Consider the following 16,395-nt stretch of genomic DNA (forward strand, 5'->3'; position numbering starts at 1 on the left):
GCTTTTGGTGCTTGCCGACCGGCTGCTGCTGGCGAAGTGGCACTACACTTGGCCTTAGGGGACAGACACCGGACCAGTATTGTGCCAGTGGAATTTCCTGACCGCCCCTATGTCCTACTTCTTCCCGCCCCCCGGCCAATTCAACGAAGGAGCCGATTTGCTAACCCAGCCGACGACTCTACGCCGCCACTTGTATCGGTTCGGCCCCGTCGCTCCAGGGCAGGTAGTAGCGGAAGACGACCACAGCCTGCTAACCGATGCCCGGCTGGCGCTGTACCTGCTGCTCGAAGTCGACTTACTGGAGTTGCTCTACGCCGCCGCCTGGTGCTTGCTGACTGCCTGGCCCACCCAGCAGCCGGTAAGGCAGCCCCAGCCACTAGTCCCGGCTTCGCTCCGGATGCCGCAACGACGGCAGCGAGCTAGACGGCAGCGGCTGATTTCGCCCTCGTGCCTGCTCCCACCCTTAGTGCTGGCCTTGCTGCCCGCCTAGCGCCGGCTTTCCTGTACCACTTCTTACTACTCACCCTTTTTACGTTCAACCCCATGAAAAACCGCTTGCTCTTTTCCGCTCTGCTTTTGACCAGCAGCCTGACCACCCTGCCCGCCGCCTGGGCCGGGGACCCGCACCCGAAAAAAATGCCCCCCAAGGCCGCCGCGGCTACGCCCCCGAATTACCTGGAAAAGCTCACCCCGCAAAACTCGGTGCTGGTGATGGTAGACTTTCTAACCGGCTTCGACCCCGGCCTGAAGACCATAGACAAAAGCCTGTACAACAACAACGTGACGGCCCTGGCCAAGCTCGGCAAGCTCTTCAAGCTGCCCACGCTCGTTATCGGCGACGAGGGCGGCTTCCGGGGCAAGTTCTACCCGGCCCTGGCCCAGTACCTGCCCGATGCCCCGCGCATTGAGCGGCACACGGTCAGCGCCTGGCAGGAGCCCAAGTTCGTGGAAGCCGTGAAAAAGACGGGCCGCAAAAAGCTGATTCTGGCCGGTATCTCCATCGACAACTGCACCACCCACCTGGCCCTGGACGCCCTCAAAGCCGGCTACGAGGTGTACGTGGTGACCGATTGCTCGGGCTCGAACGAGAAACTGGTGGAAGAAGCCGCCATGATGCGCCTGACCCAGGCCGGGGCCGTGATGACCTCCTGGGTGTCGCTCGGCTCGGAGCTGCTCGGCGACTGGAAAAAGCCGGAAGGGGCCACTTTGGGGCAGATTTACCAGGAGCACAGTGCCTGGGGCGGCTTCTATTCGGGCTACACTGCCGAGGTGGGCAAGAAGTAACCACGTGACTTTATCCGGCTATGCTGACTTACTCTGAATTCGACCACGCCCGGGCCTACGTGAACGGGGGCGTGAAGCTGCACTACCGCACGGCTGGCGAAGGCCCGACGGTGCTGCTGGTGCACGGCTGGCTAGGCACCTCCTACACCTGGCGGCACGTGGCCCCGGCGCTGGTGGCCGCCGGCTACCGCGTCGTCGCGCCCGACATGCGCGGCTACGGCGACTCCGACAAGCCCGCCACCGGCTACGACGGCCTGAGTCTGGTGGCAGACCTGCGGCAGCTGCTGGCCCAAACCGCCGCCACCGGGCCCGTACACGTGGTGGGCTGGGACATGGGTGCGCTGCCCGCCTTCCTGCTGGCCGCCCACCACCCAACCGAAGTGGCCTCCCTCACTTACCTCGACGAGCCCTTGCCGGCCGTGAACCTGGCCGAAATGACCACCTTCCGCCAGGAGACCTACGGCGGCTACTGGCACTTCGGCTTCAACCACGCGGCCGATTTGCCCGAGGTGCTCATTACGGGCCGGGAGCGGGAGTTCTGGCACTACCTGCACGGGCTAATGCTCTTCAACCCGGCCGCCATCACCGACGCCGACCGCGCCGAGTACCTGCGCACCTACGCCGCTCCCGGCGGCGTGCGCGGCAGCGTGGGCTGGTACCGCGACGCGCTGACCACCACCGACCAGTTTGCCGAAGTCATCGCCCGGGGCAAGCTCACCCTGCCCGTGCTCGGTCTCGGCGGGCAGTATGGCACCTCCTATACCCATGCCCAACTGGCGGCCGTGGCCGAGCACGTGGAGGGCGGCATCATTCCCAACTGCGGGCACATGGTGGCCGAGGAAGCCCCGGAGCATCTGACCCAGGCATTGCTAACCTTCTTTTCCCGCGGTGCCGAATCTGCCGCGGCTGCTTCGACATCCTCTGCTGCCGTTCCGGCGCTTCACGTTTAATCAATTTCCTCATGCCTGCTGAAACTTTAACCAACCAAGTCATTCTCGTGGCCGGCGGCACCGGCGGCGTGGGCGAGGAAATCGTCCGCTTCTTACTCGGGGCCGGCGCCACCGTCGCGGTTCCGTCCCGCTCCGACGCCAACCTGCAGCGCCTGCGCGACTACTGCGCCGACGCCGGCCCCGGGCAGCTGCACACGCTGCAGCAGGAAATGAACACGCCCGACGGGGCCGACAACGTCCGCGCCTGGCTGCGGGAGCGCACCGGCGGCCGGCTCGACGCCGTGGTGGCGGCCCTGAACGGGCGCTTCTACGGCAAGCCGTTCCACACCCTGGCGTGGGCCGAGTGGCAGGACTTTCTGGCCAATTACCTCACGGCCCACTTCCTCACCGCCCGCACCTTCTTGCCCCTGCTGGAAAAGCAAGGCGGCGGCCGCTACCTGATGATAAACGGCGGGGCCGCCGACGCGGTGTACCCCGGCGCGGTGGAGCTCTCCGTGGCCGCCTCGGCCCAGCTGGCCATGACCAAAGGCATGGCCTTGGAAACGGCCGGCTCGGGCGTGCAGGTCAGCAGTCTGGTGATATACAGCCGCGTGGCCACCCGCCACGAAGCGGCTACTTACCCCGGCCAGGTCACGTCGCAGCAGGTCGCCGAGCATGTCGCTGCCCTGCTCACCAGTTCCGACTACAACCCGCGACACGTGGTGCACGCCCTGCACCTAACGCCCGCCAGCAGCTTGGCTTAACGCCCTATCCTCATGAACATTACTGCTACCCCCACCGACACCGCCCGGCAGGCCCTGCGCCTGCTGGCCGCCATCCACACCGGCGGCCCGATTGAGCCCTACCTGGCAATGCTCACCGACGACTTCGTGTTTTACATGCCCGTGGGCCCGTTCAAAGGACGCAACGAGGGCCGCGAGCGGGCCGCCGAGTGCTACCGGCAGATTGCTGCCTCGGGCCCGCACATCCTCTACGAGGAGCCCTTCCGCATCACTGCCAACGGGGATACCGTCGTGCTGGAATTCGAGGACGGCGGCACCCTCTTCGGTGGCACGCCCTACCACAACCGCATTGCCGCCTCCTTCGACGTGCGCGACGGCAAAATCGCGGCTTACCGCGAGTATTTCGGCGAAATCGACGTGGACCTCATGGTCGGCATGGCCGGTATCGCGGCGCAATAGAACCACCCCGGCCGCTTGGTTTCTCCCGGCTATTTCCTTTTCTGTTCGTGTTCATGAACCCATTCTATTCCCTGACCGGCCTGCTCGGCGCCCTGCTGCTGAGCGTGCCCCTGGCGCTGGCCGCCACGCCCGCCGGCACCCCGCCGCCCGAAGTCCCCGCCGCCCTGGCGCAGCGCATTTTCAGCGCCTGGCAGTGCGGCGAGCAAACCGGCGACTACGCCGCGTTCAAGGCCTTTTTGGGGCCGAAGTTCCAGCAGTTTTCGCACCCGCTCACCGGGGTGGTGACGGGCCTGCCCGGCCTGGCCAAGCTGCGCGAGCTGGTGGCCGGCCGGGAAAAGGAACCGAATCAACTCACCTTTTCCCGGGTCGAAGTCACGAGCAGCGCCACGCTCTTCACCTTTCACTTCGACTCGGCTGGCACGGTGGCCGGGGGCATGGCCTACGCCGGCTTCAACGTCATCAGCCTGCGCATCGAGCAGGGCCAGCTGACTGGCTTCCGCGAGTATTTCGGCTACGTCAACCCGGCCTGGTTTCAGAAATAACCCGGGCATTTTTCCTAACATCATGAACATTGGAATCATTGGGGCCGGTAACATGGGCGGGGCCCTGGCCACCATCTGGACTCAGCAGGGCCACACCGTGTGTTTGAGCTTTGCCCGCGACCAGGCCGCCCTGCGCCAGCAGGCGGCAGCCCTGCCCCGCGCCAGCTTCGGTACGCCGGCGGATGCCGCCCGGTTTGGGGGGGTGGTCCTGTTGGCCGTGCCTTACCAGGCTCTGGATGAGGCCCTGGCAGGCGTGCCGGAAGTGGTCGGCGGCAAGCCGGTGCTCAGCTGCGTGAGCGGGCTGCGCCCCGACTTTGCGGGCCAAACCATGGGCCTGCCCACGGAGCGCACCGAGTCGGTGGCCGAGGAATTGGCCCGCCGGCTGCCCGCGGCCCACCTCGTGGAAGCCTTCAACACCACGTTTGCCGAAGTGCTGCTGGCCCCTGACCGCCAATTCGGGGAACTGATACCCTCGCTGCTGTACTGCGGCGACCACGCCGCCGCCAAGGCCGTGGCCGTGCAGCTCATTGCCGAGGCGGGCTTTCAGCCCCTGGACGTCGGCCCCCTGCGGCAAGCCCGCAGCCTCGAAACCCTGGCCAGCGTGTGGGTGCAGCTAGCGGCCACTTCCGGGCTGTTTCCGCAGGCCGGGTTAAAAATCCTGACGCGCTAGGTCCTTTCACCGCCACCCCCTGCTTCACGCTTCGTCTTCCCCTTTACCCCCCCACTTTACACCCATGGACTTTCATCACATGAAGGACGAATTTGAAATCCATAAGCTCGCCGAGCAGTACGCCGACGCGGCCAACCGCGTGGACGTGGCCCTGTTTCGCTCCCTCTGGACTGCCGACGCCGAGTGGATAATTGGGCCGCCCATCAGCCGGCAGTTTGTGGGGCTGGACAACGTGGTGGCGGCCTTTGAGCACCTGCTCGGCTCCTGGGACTTTTTCGTGCAGCTCTCCACCAGTGCCCACATCACGGTGCACGGCCCGACGGCCACGGCCAATTTCTACGTCAACGAAATAGCCCGCGGCTGGCCCGACGGCACCAACAGCAACTTCAACCTGGCCCGCTACACCGACGCGCTGGTGAAAGTCGACGACCGGTGGCGGTTCCAGAAGCGCGATTACCGCGTGCTCTACCTCGACCAGACCCCGCTCACGGGCACGGCCTTCCGCGCAGAGTAGCGGCCCCACAGCCTCATCCATCCGGTTACCATGTCCGTTCTACTCCCCGCCGCCGGCCGCTACATTTCCTTCGACCCCCTGGCCGAAATCAATGGCGACAGCGTGCGGGCGGTGCTGACCGGGGTGTTCCTGCCCCACCAGTGCCGCGAGATGATGGGGCGCCACGGCCTGCCCGCCCTGCCCCGGCCCGGCCAGTGGTACCCCATGCAGGCCTGGCTGAACCTGCTGGCCGAAATCGAGCAGCAGTTCGGGCCCCGCACCCTGTACCAGACCGGCCTGCTGATGGTAGACCACGGCGTGTTTCCCACCGGCATGCCCACCCTGCTCGCCGCGCTGCAGGCCCTTGACGGCGTGTACCAGACCAATGTGCGCGGCGTGCGCATGGGCTACTACCGGGCCTCGGAAGTAGCCGCCCGCGAGCTGCGCATGGAGCGCTGCACGCCCCACCCGGTGGAGTTTGAGCACGGGGTGGTGACGGGCCTGGCCCGCCGCTACAAACCGGCCGGGGCCGTGCGCCTGAGCGTGGACCTGGACCCGTCGGGACCCGCCGAGGGCCTTTACAAAAACTCGTTTCGCGTGACCTGGTGAGCCATCGAGCCGGGTCAGGCTTCCGCCAACCCCTTCTTCCCGGCCCATGACCATCCCGAAAAAATACGCGCCCGCCCTTACCGGCCTGCTCATGGGCTTATCCATGGGCTTGCTCATATCGCTGGTAATGACGGCCCTGCACACGCCCCTGGGCCCCGGCTTTCTGAGTGCCTGGCTGTTCTCTTTTGCGGTGGGGGCCGGCGTGGGCATCCCCACGGCCCTGCTGCTCTCGCCCCGGGTAGCCGCCCTGGTGCAGAAAATAACCCGCTGATACCCGCCCCCCGGCTACTTCCCTTTCCTGACCCATTTTCCGGCCTATGGCTCCCCTGCCCTCCTGCTTGTCTGACCGTCCTGGCGGGGCGAAGCGCGGGCTGCTGGCCGTGGGGTTCGTCCTGGCCGGCAGCATCGTAGCAGCCCGGGCCCAGGCGCCTTCCTCGGTTATCCTGGCCACCCCGGCCGACCACACCCCGTCCGGCCAGCCCCGGGCTGCCGCGCCACCCCGGCCCCGGCCCCTGCGCTACGACGAAGATTACCGCTACCTGCGCGACTCTACCCGCCGCCGCGGCGCGCTGGACCCGGTTAAGTACCTCCCGTTGCGCGGGCCAGCGCAGCCCGCCTGGTTTCTGACCCTGGGGGGCGAAGCGCGGGTGTTTTACGAGCGCTATCAAAACGAGCAGTGGGGCACCCGGCCCCCGGACGACAACGGCTACTGGCTATTTCGAACCATGGCCCACGCCAGCGCCCAGCTGGGCCCCCACGTGCGGGTGTTTGCCGAGCTCAAAAGCGGGCTGGCCGCCGGGCAGCGCAATGGCCCGCGCCCGCCCGACGTGGACGAGCTGGACCTGAACCAGGGCTTTGTGGAGCTGGGCGTGGGCAAGGCCTCCAGAGAAGGTGACCCGGCCCCGCTGCGCCTGCGCCTGGGCCGGCAGGAGCTGGAGTACGGGGCCGGCCGGCTTATTTCCGTGCGGGAGCTGCCCAACGTGCGCCAGGCCTTCGACGGGGCCCTGCTTGCCATTCAGGCCGGCCCCTGGCACGTGGAGGCATTCGGCGTGCGGCCCGTGGAAACCAACCGGGGCGTCTTTGACGACGGGGCCGACCCTACCCAGAGCATCTGGGGCAGCTACGCCACGCGGCCCCTGACCCCGGCCCTCCACCTGGACCTGTACTACCTGGGCCAGGACCGCGACGTGGGCGTGCTGGCCGAAGGGCGCGGCGCCGAAACCCGCCACTCCGGCGGCGGGCGGCTCTGGTACCGCACCGCCCAACTCAGCTCGGACCTGGAAGCTACCTATCAGGTCGGCACGTTTGGGACGGGCCGCATCCGGGCCTGGGCTGTGGCCTCCAGCAACACGTTAAGCTTTCCCCAGTGGCGCGGCCAGCCCGCGCTGGGCCTGAACCTGGGCGCCAACAGCGGCGACCTGGACCCGGCCAACCCCGACAACCAGACCTTCCTGGCCCCGGCCCCGCGCGGGGCCTACTTCGGGGCGGCGGGGGCCACCGGCCCGCCCAACCTGGTGGGCTTTGCCCCGACTTTGCGGCTAAGCCCAGCCAAGGGGCTGACCTTGCTGGGCTACTGCTACTTTTTCTGGCGGCAAAGCCGGGGCGATGGCCTCTACAACGTGCCGGGTTTCCCGGTCACGCCCCCCGGCCCCAGCCGGGCCCGCTCCGTGGGCACCCAACCCGAACTCGACGCCAGCTGGCAGCTCAGCCGCTACCTGTCCCTGACGGCTAGCTACGCCTACTTCCGCACGGGCACCTTCCTGCGGAAAACGCCCCCGGCCCGCGACATCCACTACCTGGCCAGCTGGCTCACCTTTAAATTCTAATGGCTTCATCTCACTTTCCTCAACATGAACACTGTTTCTGAAATTGCCATCACCCACCACCGGGCCCAGGTGGGCGAGGTCAGCCTGCACTACCTGCAGGCCGGCGAGCCCCGGCCCGGCCGCGCCCCGCTGGTGCTGCTGCACGGCTTTCCGCAGCACTCCCACATGTGGCGGCGCCTGATGCCCGCCCTGGCCGAGCACTACCTGGTCATCGCCCCCGACCTGCGCGGCATCGGCGGCTCCAGCATCCTGCCCACCGGCTACGACAAGCGCACCCTGGCCGCCGACATTTATGGCCTGATGCAGCAGCTGGGCCACGCGCGCATCAACCTGGTGGGCTACGACCTGGGCGCGGGCGTCGCTTACGCCTACGCCGCGGCCCACCCCGAGGCCGTGCGCCGGCTCGTGTTCATGGAGTTTGCCCTGCCGGGCTTCGGCGTCTGGGAGCAGGGCATTACGCCCGGCCCCGACTGGCACAACGGCGTGAACTGGCACGCGGCGCTCTTCACCCTGCCCGACGTAGCCGAAAGCTTCATGGGCGGGCAGGAGCGCAAGTTTCTGAGCTGGATATTCTGGCACTTGTCCTGCAACCCCGACGCCGTCAGTCCGGAAGACTTCGAAGTGTACGCCCGCCAGCTCAGCAAGCCCGGCGCCTTCCGGGCCGGCATCAACCTCTACGCCGCCGTGTGGACCGACGCCGAGCACAACCGCGCAAGCGCCCAGCGCAAGCTGCCCATGCCGGTGCTGGCCGTGGGCGGGGCCTGCAGCGGGGGCGCCTACATCGCTCAGGCCTTCGCGGTCGCGGCCGAGGACGTTCGGCCCCTGGTACTGGAAGGGGCCGGCCACTGGCTTGCCGAAGAGCAGCCGGCAGCCCTGGCCACTCATTTTCTGGACTTCTTCGGCGAGGCCGACCAAGCTGCGGAGTAAGCAGCCTTCACGGGCCTTCCCTTACCTGTTGCACCTAATTACGCCGTCATGAAAGCCATCCTTGCCGAGCACGGCCAGCTCTGGTACCGCGACACCCCCGCTCCCACCGTGGGACCAGCGGACGTGCTGATTCACGTACACGCCGCCGGGGTTAACCCCGACGACCTGACCCTGGCGGAAGCGGCGGCCCTGCCCCGCATTGCCGGCCAGGAGGTGGCCGGCCTCGTAGCCGGTACGGGGCCGCAGGTGCGCGGCTGGCACGTGGGCGATGCGGTGTGCGCCCTGATTTGCCCCTCCGTACTGGGCGCTTTTGCCGAGTGGGTGTGCGTACTGGCTTCGGCGGTGGCGGCCCTGCCCGCGGGACTAAGCTTTTCAGAGGGGGCGACGCTGCCCCTGGCGGGACTGTGGGCCTGGCAGGGGCTGTTCACCCAAGGAGGTTTACGGTCCGGGCAGCGGGTGCTGGTGCACGGGGCGGCCGGGGCGTGGGCTGCGTGGCGGTGCAGCTGGCCCTGAGCGAGGGCGCCGAAGTGTTTGGCACGACCTCCGCCCCGTTTGTGGCCTACGTCGAAAGCCTGGGCGTGCGCGGGGTGGTGGACCAGGCAGCGCCGACGTTTGAGTCGGTCGTGCCCGAGGTGGATTTGGTGCTGGACACGCTGGGCGGAGACCTGCTGCGGCGCTCCTACGGGGTGCTGCGGCCCGGTGGCCGGGTGGTATCAACCGTGGAAGTACCGGAAGCTGAAATCCTTGCCACCTATCAGCTGCGGGGCCATCATGCCCGGCCTTCCCCTGACGGGGCCACGCTTCACCGCGTGCTTCAGCGCGCCGCGGCCCACCGCATTGAAACCAAGGTGGCCCAGGTTCTGCCGCTGGCCAGGGCCGCCCAGGCCCTGGAACTGGCGCAGCTTCCCGGCACGCCGGGCAAGGTTATTCTGCAAATCCCCGGGTGAGGGCCACTACCCCAAAACTGGCAAAAATGGTTTTCATCGCCCTAAGCGTTATGATACGACTGGTACTTATCTGTTTTGCCGTGGCCGTCGTGGGAGCCGGGGGGTGGTGCGGCCGAAGGGTTTGCCCCGCAGTTGTTCCTCCTGTCGAACGGGCGTTGCCATTGCCTGGGGTTGGGCCTGATTCCCTATTGCTCTCGACGGCGGGCGTTGTGGGGGCGGGCGGCCAGGAGCCGCTACTGGCCCGCACGGTCGGCCGGGTGCGCAGGCTCTTCTTTACCGGCGGTGAATACGTGCACCGGGGGGACGTGCTGGCGAAACTTTACAACTACACCTTCGTGGTCGCGCCCCGCGACGGGTTCCTGGGGCCCTGCGAAATTGCTGCCGGGCAATACCTGACGCCCACAACCCAAGTCACTACCATCTCGCGGCGGCATCTCCTAGTCGTTGTTTGTCCGCCGGGTAACACCCGGCCGGCTCGGGTTCGGGTAGGTGACTCGGTCTCGGTGTGGGTGGCCACGCGTCCCACCCGCGTGGCGTCGGGCAGCTTGGCGGCACTAGACCTAAGTGAGCTGCCCGGTACCTGGACGGTACTGCTCAAGCCTGGTGCCCCGTTCCGCATTGGCGAGCAGGCCATCGTGCGGCGCCGGCTGCCGCCCCCTCTGGCAGCGGTTGTTTCCGTCGAAGTCAACCAGGGGCCGGACCCCAAATGAGGCTTTGCTGCTCTTGCCGAGCTGAGGTCTGCCTGCTTTTTCGACTGCCTGCTTCTGGTCTCTTTCCTTAATCTCCTCAACCATGAACGTGCCGTGCCGCTTTCTAGCTTGGCTTGATGCCTTTACCGGGCCCGGAAAAGGATTGCCGCAATCCACTTGGGTAAGGTGGAGGCGGCTTTTGGTAGCCTGCCGCCTCGTGCTTGCCGTGGGAGGAGTATCGGCGGCCAAGGCTCAACTGGTGGAATCAAGTCGAACAGGGCCATCCTCGCTAACTGTATTTATGCTCGGTGGCACGGGTGCGGCCGCGCCGGGTTTGGTATCCGTGGCATTGCCAGCGTTGCTGACGCAGGCGCGTGCCGCCGGCCCCGGCAGCGTCCTGGTGGTACTGGGCGACCAGTGGCCCGTCGCAGGAATGCCGTCCAAGCACGAGCACGCAAAGCAAGCGGCCGAAACGAGGCTGCGGCCACTGCTGGCTGAGCTGCAGACTTTTCCCGGAAGAGTAGTATTCCTGCCCGGCGAGGCCGAATGGCAGGACGGCGGGGCCCGGGGATGGGACCGGGTGCGCCAGCAGGAAGCCTTTATCAAAGCTGCCCTGCCCCGCGCGCTGTTCTTGCCTTCGGACGGCTGTCCCGGCCCCGTGGAACTGGCGCTGGATGCTACCCACACCCTGGTAGTGCTCGATACCCAGTGGTGGCTGCATGCCTGGGAAAAGCCGGGTGAAGCCTCCTCCTGCGATGCCAAAGACCCGGGGGCCGTGGCGGCGCAGCTCGACGACATTCTCAGCCGCAGCCAGGGCAAGCACGTGCTGGTCGCCGGCCACCACCCGCTTTTCAGCGCGGGCTACGGGGCAGCGCTGGCTCTGTTGCCCAATCCCCGTAACCGCTTGCTGCGCCAGTCGCTGCTGTCCGTGCTCAACCGCTACCCGCACCTGACCTACGTGGGCGGCCACGAACCCAGCCTGCAGTACCTGGAGCCGGGGGCAGGCCAGCATTACGTGGTCAGCGGAGCCGGGGCCACGGCCGGCGGGCGCAAGCCCCGGCCCACCGCCGTGTTTGCGGCCCGCACCACCGGCTTCGCCCGCCTGGATTACGGAACTGCCGACAGTGTGACGCTGCGCCTGTGCAGCGCGGCCGGGCCGGTGCTGTTCCAACGGGGCTGGCGGGAGCCGACCAGCGTGGCGCCGTCGCCTGCCCCGGCCCTGGTTTCGGCCCGGCTGGATACGACTGCCCAGGTCCGGGCGGGGGCGCAATACGGCGCCGGCAAGTGGCGGACCAGGCTGCTCGGGGCTAACTACCGCGCCGAGTGGGGGCAAGCCGTGCGCGTGCCGGTGCTCGACCTGGCCCGGGCCCACGGAGGCCTCACCCCCCTCAAGCGGGGCGGCGGCCAGCAAACCAAGTCGCTGCGCCTGCTGGGCGGCGACGGGCGCGAGTACGTGCTGCGCTCCATTAGCAAGGACGTGGACCGCGCCGTGCCGGCTTTTCTGCGGCACACCCTAGCTGCCGACGTGGTGCAGGACCAAATTTCCGCCTCCCATCCCTATGCCGCCCTGACCGTGCCGACGCTGGCGGAAGCCGCCGGCGTGCCGCATACCCGGCCGCAAGTGGTGCTCGTACCCGACGACCCGCGCCTGGGCCCCTACCGCCACTCCTTTGCCGGCGCCCTGGCCCTGCTCGAAGCCCGCGACCCCGGCCCGCCCGCCGCTTTTACCGGCCAGCTGCTGCCCAAAACCTACAGCACCGCCGATGTCATCGAGCAGCTGCAGGCCGACCCGCGGCACCGCGTGGACCAGCGCCAGGTGCTGCGCGCCCGGCTGCTGGATATGGTGCTGGCCGACTGGGACCGTCATGAGGACCAGTGGCGCTGGCTGGCCTACCGCCGGCCCGACGGGGGCCGGCTTTTCCGGGCGGCCCCGCGCGACCGGGACCAGGCCTACTTCGTCAACCAGGGGCTGGTGCCCCGCCGGGCCAGCTCGGAATGGATGCTGCCCAAGTTTCAGGGCTTCGACTATACCTTTCGCAACGTCAACAGCTTCAACTTCCAGGCCCGCTACTTCGACCGGCGCTTTCTGACCGAGCTCAGCGAAGCGGACTGGCGCGCGGTAGCCGACTCGGTGCGCGCGGCCCTGACCGAAGACGTGCTGGCCCGGGCGCTGGCGCAGCTCCCCGACTCGGTGTACCAGCATTCCGGCGCTACCCTACTGGCCAAGCTGCGGGCGCACCGCGACCAGCTGCCCGCCTGGGCCGGGCAGTACTACCGGTTTCTGGCCCGCAACGTGGACGTGGTGGGCAGCGACGGGCGCGAAGCCTTCGAGGTGGAGCGCCGGGGTTCCGACCAGACCAGAGTGTCCGTATTCGCCTTGTCGGCGCAGGGGCAGCGCGGCCCGGTGAAGTACGAGCGAGTGTTTAATGCCGCGGAAACCCGCGAAATCCGCTTGTATGGGTTGGGCGGGGACGATGTCTTCACGGTGCGGGGCACCGCGGGGGAAGGTCCGCTGCTGCGCATTATCGGCGGGGCGGGCCGCGACAGCGTGAGTGATGACTCCCGGGTGCGCCACGGCCCGCGCCGCACCCAGGTGTACGACGAGCCCCGGGGCCTGGCGCTGACGACCGGCCCCGAAACCCGCGACCGGCGCGCCGCCACGGCCGGCGTCAACGACTACGACCCCCAGGCGTTCCAGTACAATTACACGGGGCCACGTTACCCGGTGGCCTTCAATGTCGACGACGGCGTGTTTCTGGGCCTGGGAGTGCTCTGGCGCCGGCCCGGCTTCCGCAATCCGCCCTGGGCCGTCACGCAGCAGCTCACTGGCAGCGTCGCACTGGCCACGGGCGCGTTTTCCTTTGCCTACGCGGGGCAGTTCAACCACTTGCTGGGACCATATGACGTGCAGGTGCAGGCAGGGCTGCAGGCACCGAACTACGTGCGCAATTTCTTCGGGCTCGGCAACGAAACCCGTTTCGACGAAAGCCAGGGCATCCGCTACTACCGGGTCCGGTTTCGGGAACTTGCCTTAAGCGTGCAGTTGCAACGCCGGCTGAGTACGCGTTGGCAACTCGCCGCCGGGCCCAGCTACCAGGCTGTGGAAGTGGAGCGCACTGCCGGAAGGCTGCTGGCGGGCCTGAGCGACGAGCGCCTGCGGCCGGCGGCGCTGTTTACCCCCAAGCACTACGCCGGTGGCACCATGCGGGTGAGCTACGACGGACGCCCTCCCGCCCTGCTCCTGCCCGATGGCCTGCGCTGGCACGCCGAGCTGTTAACGCTGCGTAGCTTAAATACTGCCGCGCGGCCGCTGACGAGGCTTAGCTCGGAGCTGGCGCTCTACCGCAGCGTGCGCTACCCGGTGCAGTTAACCCTGGCGGCCCGCCTGGGGGGCACAGCCGTCCTCAGCCACGACTACGAGTTTTTCCAGGCGGCCGTTCTGGACGGGCTCACCACCCTCCGCGGCTACCGCCGGACCCGCTTTGCCGGCCGTCAGAGCGTTTACAACAATGCGGAAGTGCGGTTGCGGGTGGGCCAATTCCGCACCTACCTGTTTCCGGCCTCGTACGGCATGCTCGCGTTTCACGACCTTGGTCGGGTGTGGATGCCCGGCGAAGGCGCGAGCCGCTGGCACCGCGGCTACGGCGGCGGGGTTTGGGTGGCGCCATTTCAGCAGGTGGTGCTCTCGGCCATGTACGGGTTTTCCGGAGAAGACTCGTTACCGCTGGTACGGTTGGGCTTCTTCTTCTGAGCTCCCGGGGCCCAGAAGGAAGCACACCTCCTGCTTACCAAGCTGTTTGCCCGCCGTTTTGGTGGCCCGGCCCGTTCAGAAGTGCTTCGTGTCCAGCAGACCCCCGTCTTTGTACGTTTCTAGCTTGACGAGCACCTGTTCTCGGACCACGCACGGGACACTTCGCCGTAGGGGTGGCGGGTAAGCAGGTCATAGAAAAGTCAGCTGCCGACAGGACTGTCCCATAACTGCCCTAAAACACTGACCCGCCCGCCACCGCCCGGCCTGCCTCCAGGTCCTGTTGCACCGCGTCGATTTTGGCCTGAATGGTGTTCAGGGCCTGGGCTTTGCCGGGCTTGACGGAGATGCGCGCGTCGGGGTCGGCGGGGCTGTAGTGCGTCTTGTTGCTGAGCAGCCGCGCCTTGGGGTGCTGGGCGCCCGGCACGCTGGAGTGGGCGACGAGCCGGGCCTGGTGGGTGGCGAGGTTGCGCAACTGGTGGGGGCCGGGGCCGTCACCACTGACCCGGTCGGGGCGGGTGGTGACGGCTCATCCGTGGCCAAACGGGGCCCTGTCGGCCCGGCGGGCTGCTTTTCCACCACCGATTCCAGCGCTGCGTTGGCCTTGACCGGGGCCGAGTCGACGGCCTGCCGCTCGCCGGCCACCAGGCCCCGGGCCACGCACTGGGCGAAAACGTGGTCGAACAAGCGTTCGAAGACGGCGGCCGGAAACAGCTGGCGGGTGCGGCTCATGGTCGAGTGCCAGGGCAGTTCCTCGTCCACCTTGTAGCCGAGGAAGAAGAGGATGTCCAGCCGCAGGGCGCAGTGCTCGACCAGGCGGCGGTCGCTGACCAGGTTATCCAGTCGGCCCACGAGCACGAGCTTGAAGAACACGACCGGGTCGAGCGAGGGCTGCCCGGTGTGGCTGTACAGCGCACGGGTCTCGTCGTAGAGAAACTCCCAGTCCACCAGCTCGGCCAGCTGACGGTACAAATTGTGGGGCGGCACCCGCTCGGAGAGCCGAAAGCGGGTCACCTCTTTGTCGAGCAACAGCTTCTTGCCTTGCATCCGCCTTTTACGAACCACCCAGGCCACCAGGATGGGACTTCTGCAACAGCCACCACCGTTTGGCTGAACTGATGAAGCGCACTATGATAAGCGAGGGAGCCGTTCCTTTGCGTTCACGCCGCGCAGGGGGTGTAGGCATCTAATCCCATGAAAACCATTTACAAAAGCGCACTCTGCGTCGGGGCTTTGTTTGCCCTGTTGTGCCTGCTGAACGCGCACCGGTCCTTTGTGCACAGCCCCGACGGGCGAAAGACCCTCACGGTCTTTCGGCCGGTGAGTTGGTTTTGGCGCAGCGACTATTACCTCATTCCCGGCCGCTACACCGACTTCTTCCCGCCCGAAACCAATTACGCCCTCATCGAACCCGTCGGGTTTTGCTGGTTGGAGGTGAACTGGGCCCCCCTCGACGGGCACGCGCTGAAAATGGCCTTCACTTCGGGCTGCGTACGCGACCGCCTGTCCTCCCGGGTGTACATGTCCCCCACCGGGGCGTTTGACAACTACCGCGACGACGAACCTTACCAGCCCCCCAAGCACATGTAATACCCCATGAGCGAGCTACTTCAATAACGCTGCTTTGCGTTTCTGACCGTGGCTGTTGCAGAACTCCCCCGGCAGGCCAGATTCACTAATTTGACCAGGCAACAACTGCCCAAATAAGCTTCCAAAGCCTCTTTTTAGCTAAGCGCACTCGCTTTTGCTCAACTAGCGCATGCGCTGCACGAGTTCTGCAACAGCCACGACCCTTTCACTAAACCGAATTTACCTGGGGATTCCTCCCGGTTCGCTGCCTACTTTGCCGTCCATGGAATACCCCGAGGCCGTCCAGCGCCTGTTGAACCACGCTAACCTGCCCAGCGCCGGCGTGCCCGAGACCGAAGGCCTGCTGCAGGCCCTGGCCCGGGAGCCTGTTCCCGGCCCTGCCGTCGCCCGGCAGTTGGCCGACGTGGTGGCCTGCTACGAGGCGCTCAACCGCCACCTCAACGGCCCGGTCCCCTCCGAGCGTAGCTGGGCGAGCAAGGCCGCCGCCCCGCTGGACCGTGCCCTAGCCTACGCCGTCTCGACGCTGTTTTGTGGGTGCTGGCAGCATCTGGGCCCAGGCCCGGCTGCGGAACTGGTCGAGCCGGCGGCCTACGCCGCGCGCCGCGCCGTCGCCCACACCGTCGAGCTGGGCTGGAACTTTGTGCTCGCTAGCGACTACGATTCCATCGCCCAGGAAATCAGCTACTACTATTCCTGGGAGTAGGCCAGTAATGCCCAGCTTAGGATCAACGGCTCCTTAACTTGAACGGAGCAAGTTTACCTTGGGACCGTTTTCGTGAACTGGTAAAAAGGTAAGGTTGCGGCCGAGCTTACTTGAAAAGTTTAATGGTGTAGTCGCATAATTTGAGGTGGTCTAGCTAGGCTGGACACAATTGGGACGTGGTTTTGAAGTGGGTTTCAAAGTGGTTTGGCGATTGGTAACCGAGCGAAGAATGGCGT

General features: G+C 66.8%; 19 protein-coding genes and 1 pseudogene. 18 read left to right on the top strand and 2 right to left on the bottom strand.

All coding sequences use genetic code 11. The annotated features are described in order from the left end of the window. Positions 1-109: 109 nt before the first annotated feature. The 16 genes from BMZ66_RS22690 (at position 110) to BMZ66_RS22765 (ending at position 13,869) form a co-directional block, all read left to right on the top strand. The gene (locus BMZ66_RS22690; protein ID WP_092678667.1) at positions 110-490 is read left to right on the top strand and encodes a hypothetical protein; all 381 of its coding nucleotides are present in this window, start codon (positions 110-112) and stop codon (positions 488-490) included. A gap of 53 nt (positions 491-543) precedes the next feature. Continuing rightward, positions 544-1,284 carry an isochorismatase family protein gene (locus BMZ66_RS22695; RefSeq protein WP_092678668.1) on the top strand — a complete coding sequence of 247 codons (741 nt, stop codon included), beginning with the start codon at positions 544-546 and terminating at the stop codon, positions 1,282-1,284. A gap of 20 nt (positions 1,285-1,304) precedes the next feature. Beyond that, complete coding sequence (locus BMZ66_RS22700; RefSeq protein ID WP_092678669.1) at positions 1,305-2,234, top strand: alpha/beta fold hydrolase; 930 nt, start codon at positions 1,305-1,307, stop codon at positions 2,232-2,234. Between the two features lie 11 nt (positions 2,235-2,245). Next, positions 2,246-2,977, top strand: a complete 732-nt coding sequence (locus BMZ66_RS22705) for an SDR family NAD(P)-dependent oxidoreductase (protein ID WP_092678670.1) — start codon at positions 2,246-2,248, stop codon at positions 2,975-2,977. A gap of 12 nt (positions 2,978-2,989) precedes the next feature. Next, positions 2,990-3,415: a nuclear transport factor 2 family protein gene (locus BMZ66_RS22710; protein ID WP_092678671.1), complete on the top strand. Its 426-nt coding sequence runs from the start codon at positions 2,990-2,992 to the stop codon at positions 3,413-3,415. A gap of 53 nt (positions 3,416-3,468) precedes the next feature. Beyond that, positions 3,469-3,957, top strand: a complete 489-nt coding sequence (locus BMZ66_RS22715) for a hypothetical protein (protein WP_092678672.1) — start codon at positions 3,469-3,471, stop codon at positions 3,955-3,957. A gap of 7 nt (positions 3,958-3,964) precedes the next feature. Continuing rightward, a complete protein-coding gene (locus BMZ66_RS22720) occupies positions 3,965-4,627 on the top strand; it encodes an NADPH-dependent F420 reductase (protein WP_439645772.1) in 663 nt (220 codons plus the stop codon). Between the two features lie 64 nt (positions 4,628-4,691). Further along, the gene (locus tag BMZ66_RS22725) at positions 4,692-5,141 is read left to right on the top strand and encodes a nuclear transport factor 2 family protein (RefSeq protein ID WP_092678674.1); all 450 of its coding nucleotides are present in this window, start codon (positions 4,692-4,694) and stop codon (positions 5,139-5,141) included. A gap of 30 nt (positions 5,142-5,171) precedes the next feature. Continuing rightward, positions 5,172-5,729, top strand: coding sequence for a hypothetical protein (locus BMZ66_RS22730; protein ID WP_092678675.1), 558 nt, complete (start codon positions 5,172-5,174; stop codon positions 5,727-5,729). Positions 5,730-5,775: 46 nt separating this feature from the next. Beyond that, complete coding sequence (locus tag BMZ66_RS22735) at positions 5,776-6,000, top strand: DUF2798 domain-containing protein (RefSeq protein WP_092678676.1); 225 nt, start codon at positions 5,776-5,778, stop codon at positions 5,998-6,000. Positions 6,001-6,067: 67 nt separating this feature from the next. Continuing rightward, complete coding sequence (locus tag BMZ66_RS22740; RefSeq protein ID WP_177204867.1) at positions 6,068-7,555, top strand: alginate export family protein; 1,488 nt, start codon at positions 6,068-6,070, stop codon at positions 7,553-7,555. A 24-nt stretch (positions 7,556-7,579) separates the two neighbouring features. Next, positions 7,580-8,482 (top strand): alpha/beta fold hydrolase, encoded by a 903-nt coding sequence (locus tag BMZ66_RS22745; protein WP_092678678.1) that lies wholly within the window; start codon positions 7,580-7,582, stop codon positions 8,480-8,482. A 48-nt stretch (positions 8,483-8,530) separates the two neighbouring features. Then, on the top strand, positions 8,531-8,995 hold the full coding sequence (locus tag BMZ66_RS22750; protein WP_092678679.1) for an alcohol dehydrogenase catalytic domain-containing protein: 465 nt from the start codon (positions 8,531-8,533) through the stop codon (positions 8,993-8,995). Continuing rightward, a complete protein-coding gene (locus BMZ66_RS25650) occupies positions 8,980-9,429 on the top strand; it encodes a zinc-binding dehydrogenase (protein ID WP_177204868.1) in 450 nt (149 codons plus the stop codon). Before BMZ66_RS22750 ends, BMZ66_RS25650 begins: the two co-directional genes overlap by 16 nt. Before the next feature lie 188 nt (positions 9,430-9,617). Further along, positions 9,618-10,139, top strand: coding sequence for an efflux RND transporter periplasmic adaptor subunit (locus BMZ66_RS22760; protein WP_143080373.1), 522 nt, complete (start codon positions 9,618-9,620; stop codon positions 10,137-10,139). 280 nt (positions 10,140-10,419) lie between these two features. Then, positions 10,420-13,869 carry a hypothetical protein gene (locus tag BMZ66_RS22765; protein ID WP_092678682.1) on the top strand — a complete coding sequence of 1,150 codons (3,450 nt, stop codon included), beginning with the start codon at positions 10,420-10,422 and terminating at the stop codon, positions 13,867-13,869. A 232-nt stretch (positions 13,870-14,101) separates the two neighbouring features. On the opposite strand, the gene BMZ66_RS26195 is transcribed toward BMZ66_RS22765, so the two are convergent. Together BMZ66_RS26195 and BMZ66_RS26510 are read right to left on the bottom strand one after the other, a co-directional pair. Then, positions 14,102-14,341, bottom strand: a complete 240-nt coding sequence (locus BMZ66_RS26195) for a hypothetical protein (protein ID WP_234795213.1) — start codon at positions 14,339-14,341, stop codon at positions 14,102-14,104. Positions 14,342-14,640: 299 nt separating this feature from the next. Then, a pseudogene (locus BMZ66_RS26510) lies at positions 14,641-14,913 on the bottom strand (transposase); the annotation flags it as partial. Between the two features lie 147 nt (positions 14,914-15,060). Here BMZ66_RS26510 and BMZ66_RS22775 point away from each other — a divergent pair. After that, positions 15,061-15,456 carry a hypothetical protein gene (locus BMZ66_RS22775; RefSeq protein WP_092678684.1) on the top strand — a complete coding sequence of 132 codons (396 nt, stop codon included), beginning with the start codon at positions 15,061-15,063 and terminating at the stop codon, positions 15,454-15,456. A gap of 262 nt (positions 15,457-15,718) precedes the next feature. Further along, complete coding sequence (locus tag BMZ66_RS22780; protein WP_092678685.1) at positions 15,719-16,159, top strand: hypothetical protein; 441 nt, start codon at positions 15,719-15,721, stop codon at positions 16,157-16,159. The last annotated feature ends 236 nt before the right edge of the window (positions 16,160-16,395 follow it).

Origin of the sequence: Hymenobacter arizonensis, from assembly GCF_900115775.1 — a bacterium.
In the GTDB taxonomy this organism is placed as follows: Bacteria; Bacteroidota; Bacteroidia; order Cytophagales; family Hymenobacteraceae; genus Hymenobacter; species Hymenobacter arizonensis.

What these genes read in the sequence shown, in the direction of transcription:
- BMZ66_RS22690 (WP_092678667.1), top strand. Translation starts at nt 110, where the DNA reads ATGTCCTACTTCTTCCCGCCCCCCGGCCAATTCAACGAAGGAGCCGAT.
- BMZ66_RS22695 (WP_092678668.1), top strand. Translation starts at nt 544, where the DNA reads ATGAAAAACCGCTTGCTCTTTTCCGCTCTGCTTTTGACCAGCAGCCTG.
- BMZ66_RS22700 (WP_092678669.1), top strand. Translation starts at nt 1,305, where the DNA reads ATGCTGACTTACTCTGAATTCGACCACGCCCGGGCCTACGTGAACGGG.
- BMZ66_RS22705 (WP_092678670.1), top strand. Translation starts at nt 2,246, where the DNA reads ATGCCTGCTGAAACTTTAACCAACCAAGTCATTCTCGTGGCCGGCGGC.
- BMZ66_RS22710 (WP_092678671.1), top strand. Translation starts at nt 2,990, where the DNA reads ATGAACATTACTGCTACCCCCACCGACACCGCCCGGCAGGCCCTGCGC.
- BMZ66_RS22715 (WP_092678672.1), top strand. Translation starts at nt 3,469, where the DNA reads ATGAACCCATTCTATTCCCTGACCGGCCTGCTCGGCGCCCTGCTGCTG.
- BMZ66_RS22725 (WP_092678674.1), top strand. Translation starts at nt 4,692, where the DNA reads ATGGACTTTCATCACATGAAGGACGAATTTGAAATCCATAAGCTCGCC.
- BMZ66_RS22730 (WP_092678675.1), top strand. Translation starts at nt 5,172, where the DNA reads ATGTCCGTTCTACTCCCCGCCGCCGGCCGCTACATTTCCTTCGACCCC.
- BMZ66_RS22735 (WP_092678676.1), top strand. Translation starts at nt 5,776, where the DNA reads ATGACCATCCCGAAAAAATACGCGCCCGCCCTTACCGGCCTGCTCATG.
- BMZ66_RS22745 (WP_092678678.1), top strand. Translation starts at nt 7,580, where the DNA reads ATGAACACTGTTTCTGAAATTGCCATCACCCACCACCGGGCCCAGGTG.
- BMZ66_RS22750 (WP_092678679.1), top strand. Translation starts at nt 8,531, where the DNA reads ATGAAAGCCATCCTTGCCGAGCACGGCCAGCTCTGGTACCGCGACACC.
- BMZ66_RS22765 (WP_092678682.1), top strand. Translation starts at nt 10,420, where the DNA reads ATGCTCGGTGGCACGGGTGCGGCCGCGCCGGGTTTGGTATCCGTGGCA.
- BMZ66_RS22775 (WP_092678684.1), top strand. Translation starts at nt 15,061, where the DNA reads ATGAAAACCATTTACAAAAGCGCACTCTGCGTCGGGGCTTTGTTTGCC.
- BMZ66_RS22780 (WP_092678685.1), top strand. Translation starts at nt 15,719, where the DNA reads ATGGAATACCCCGAGGCCGTCCAGCGCCTGTTGAACCACGCTAACCTG.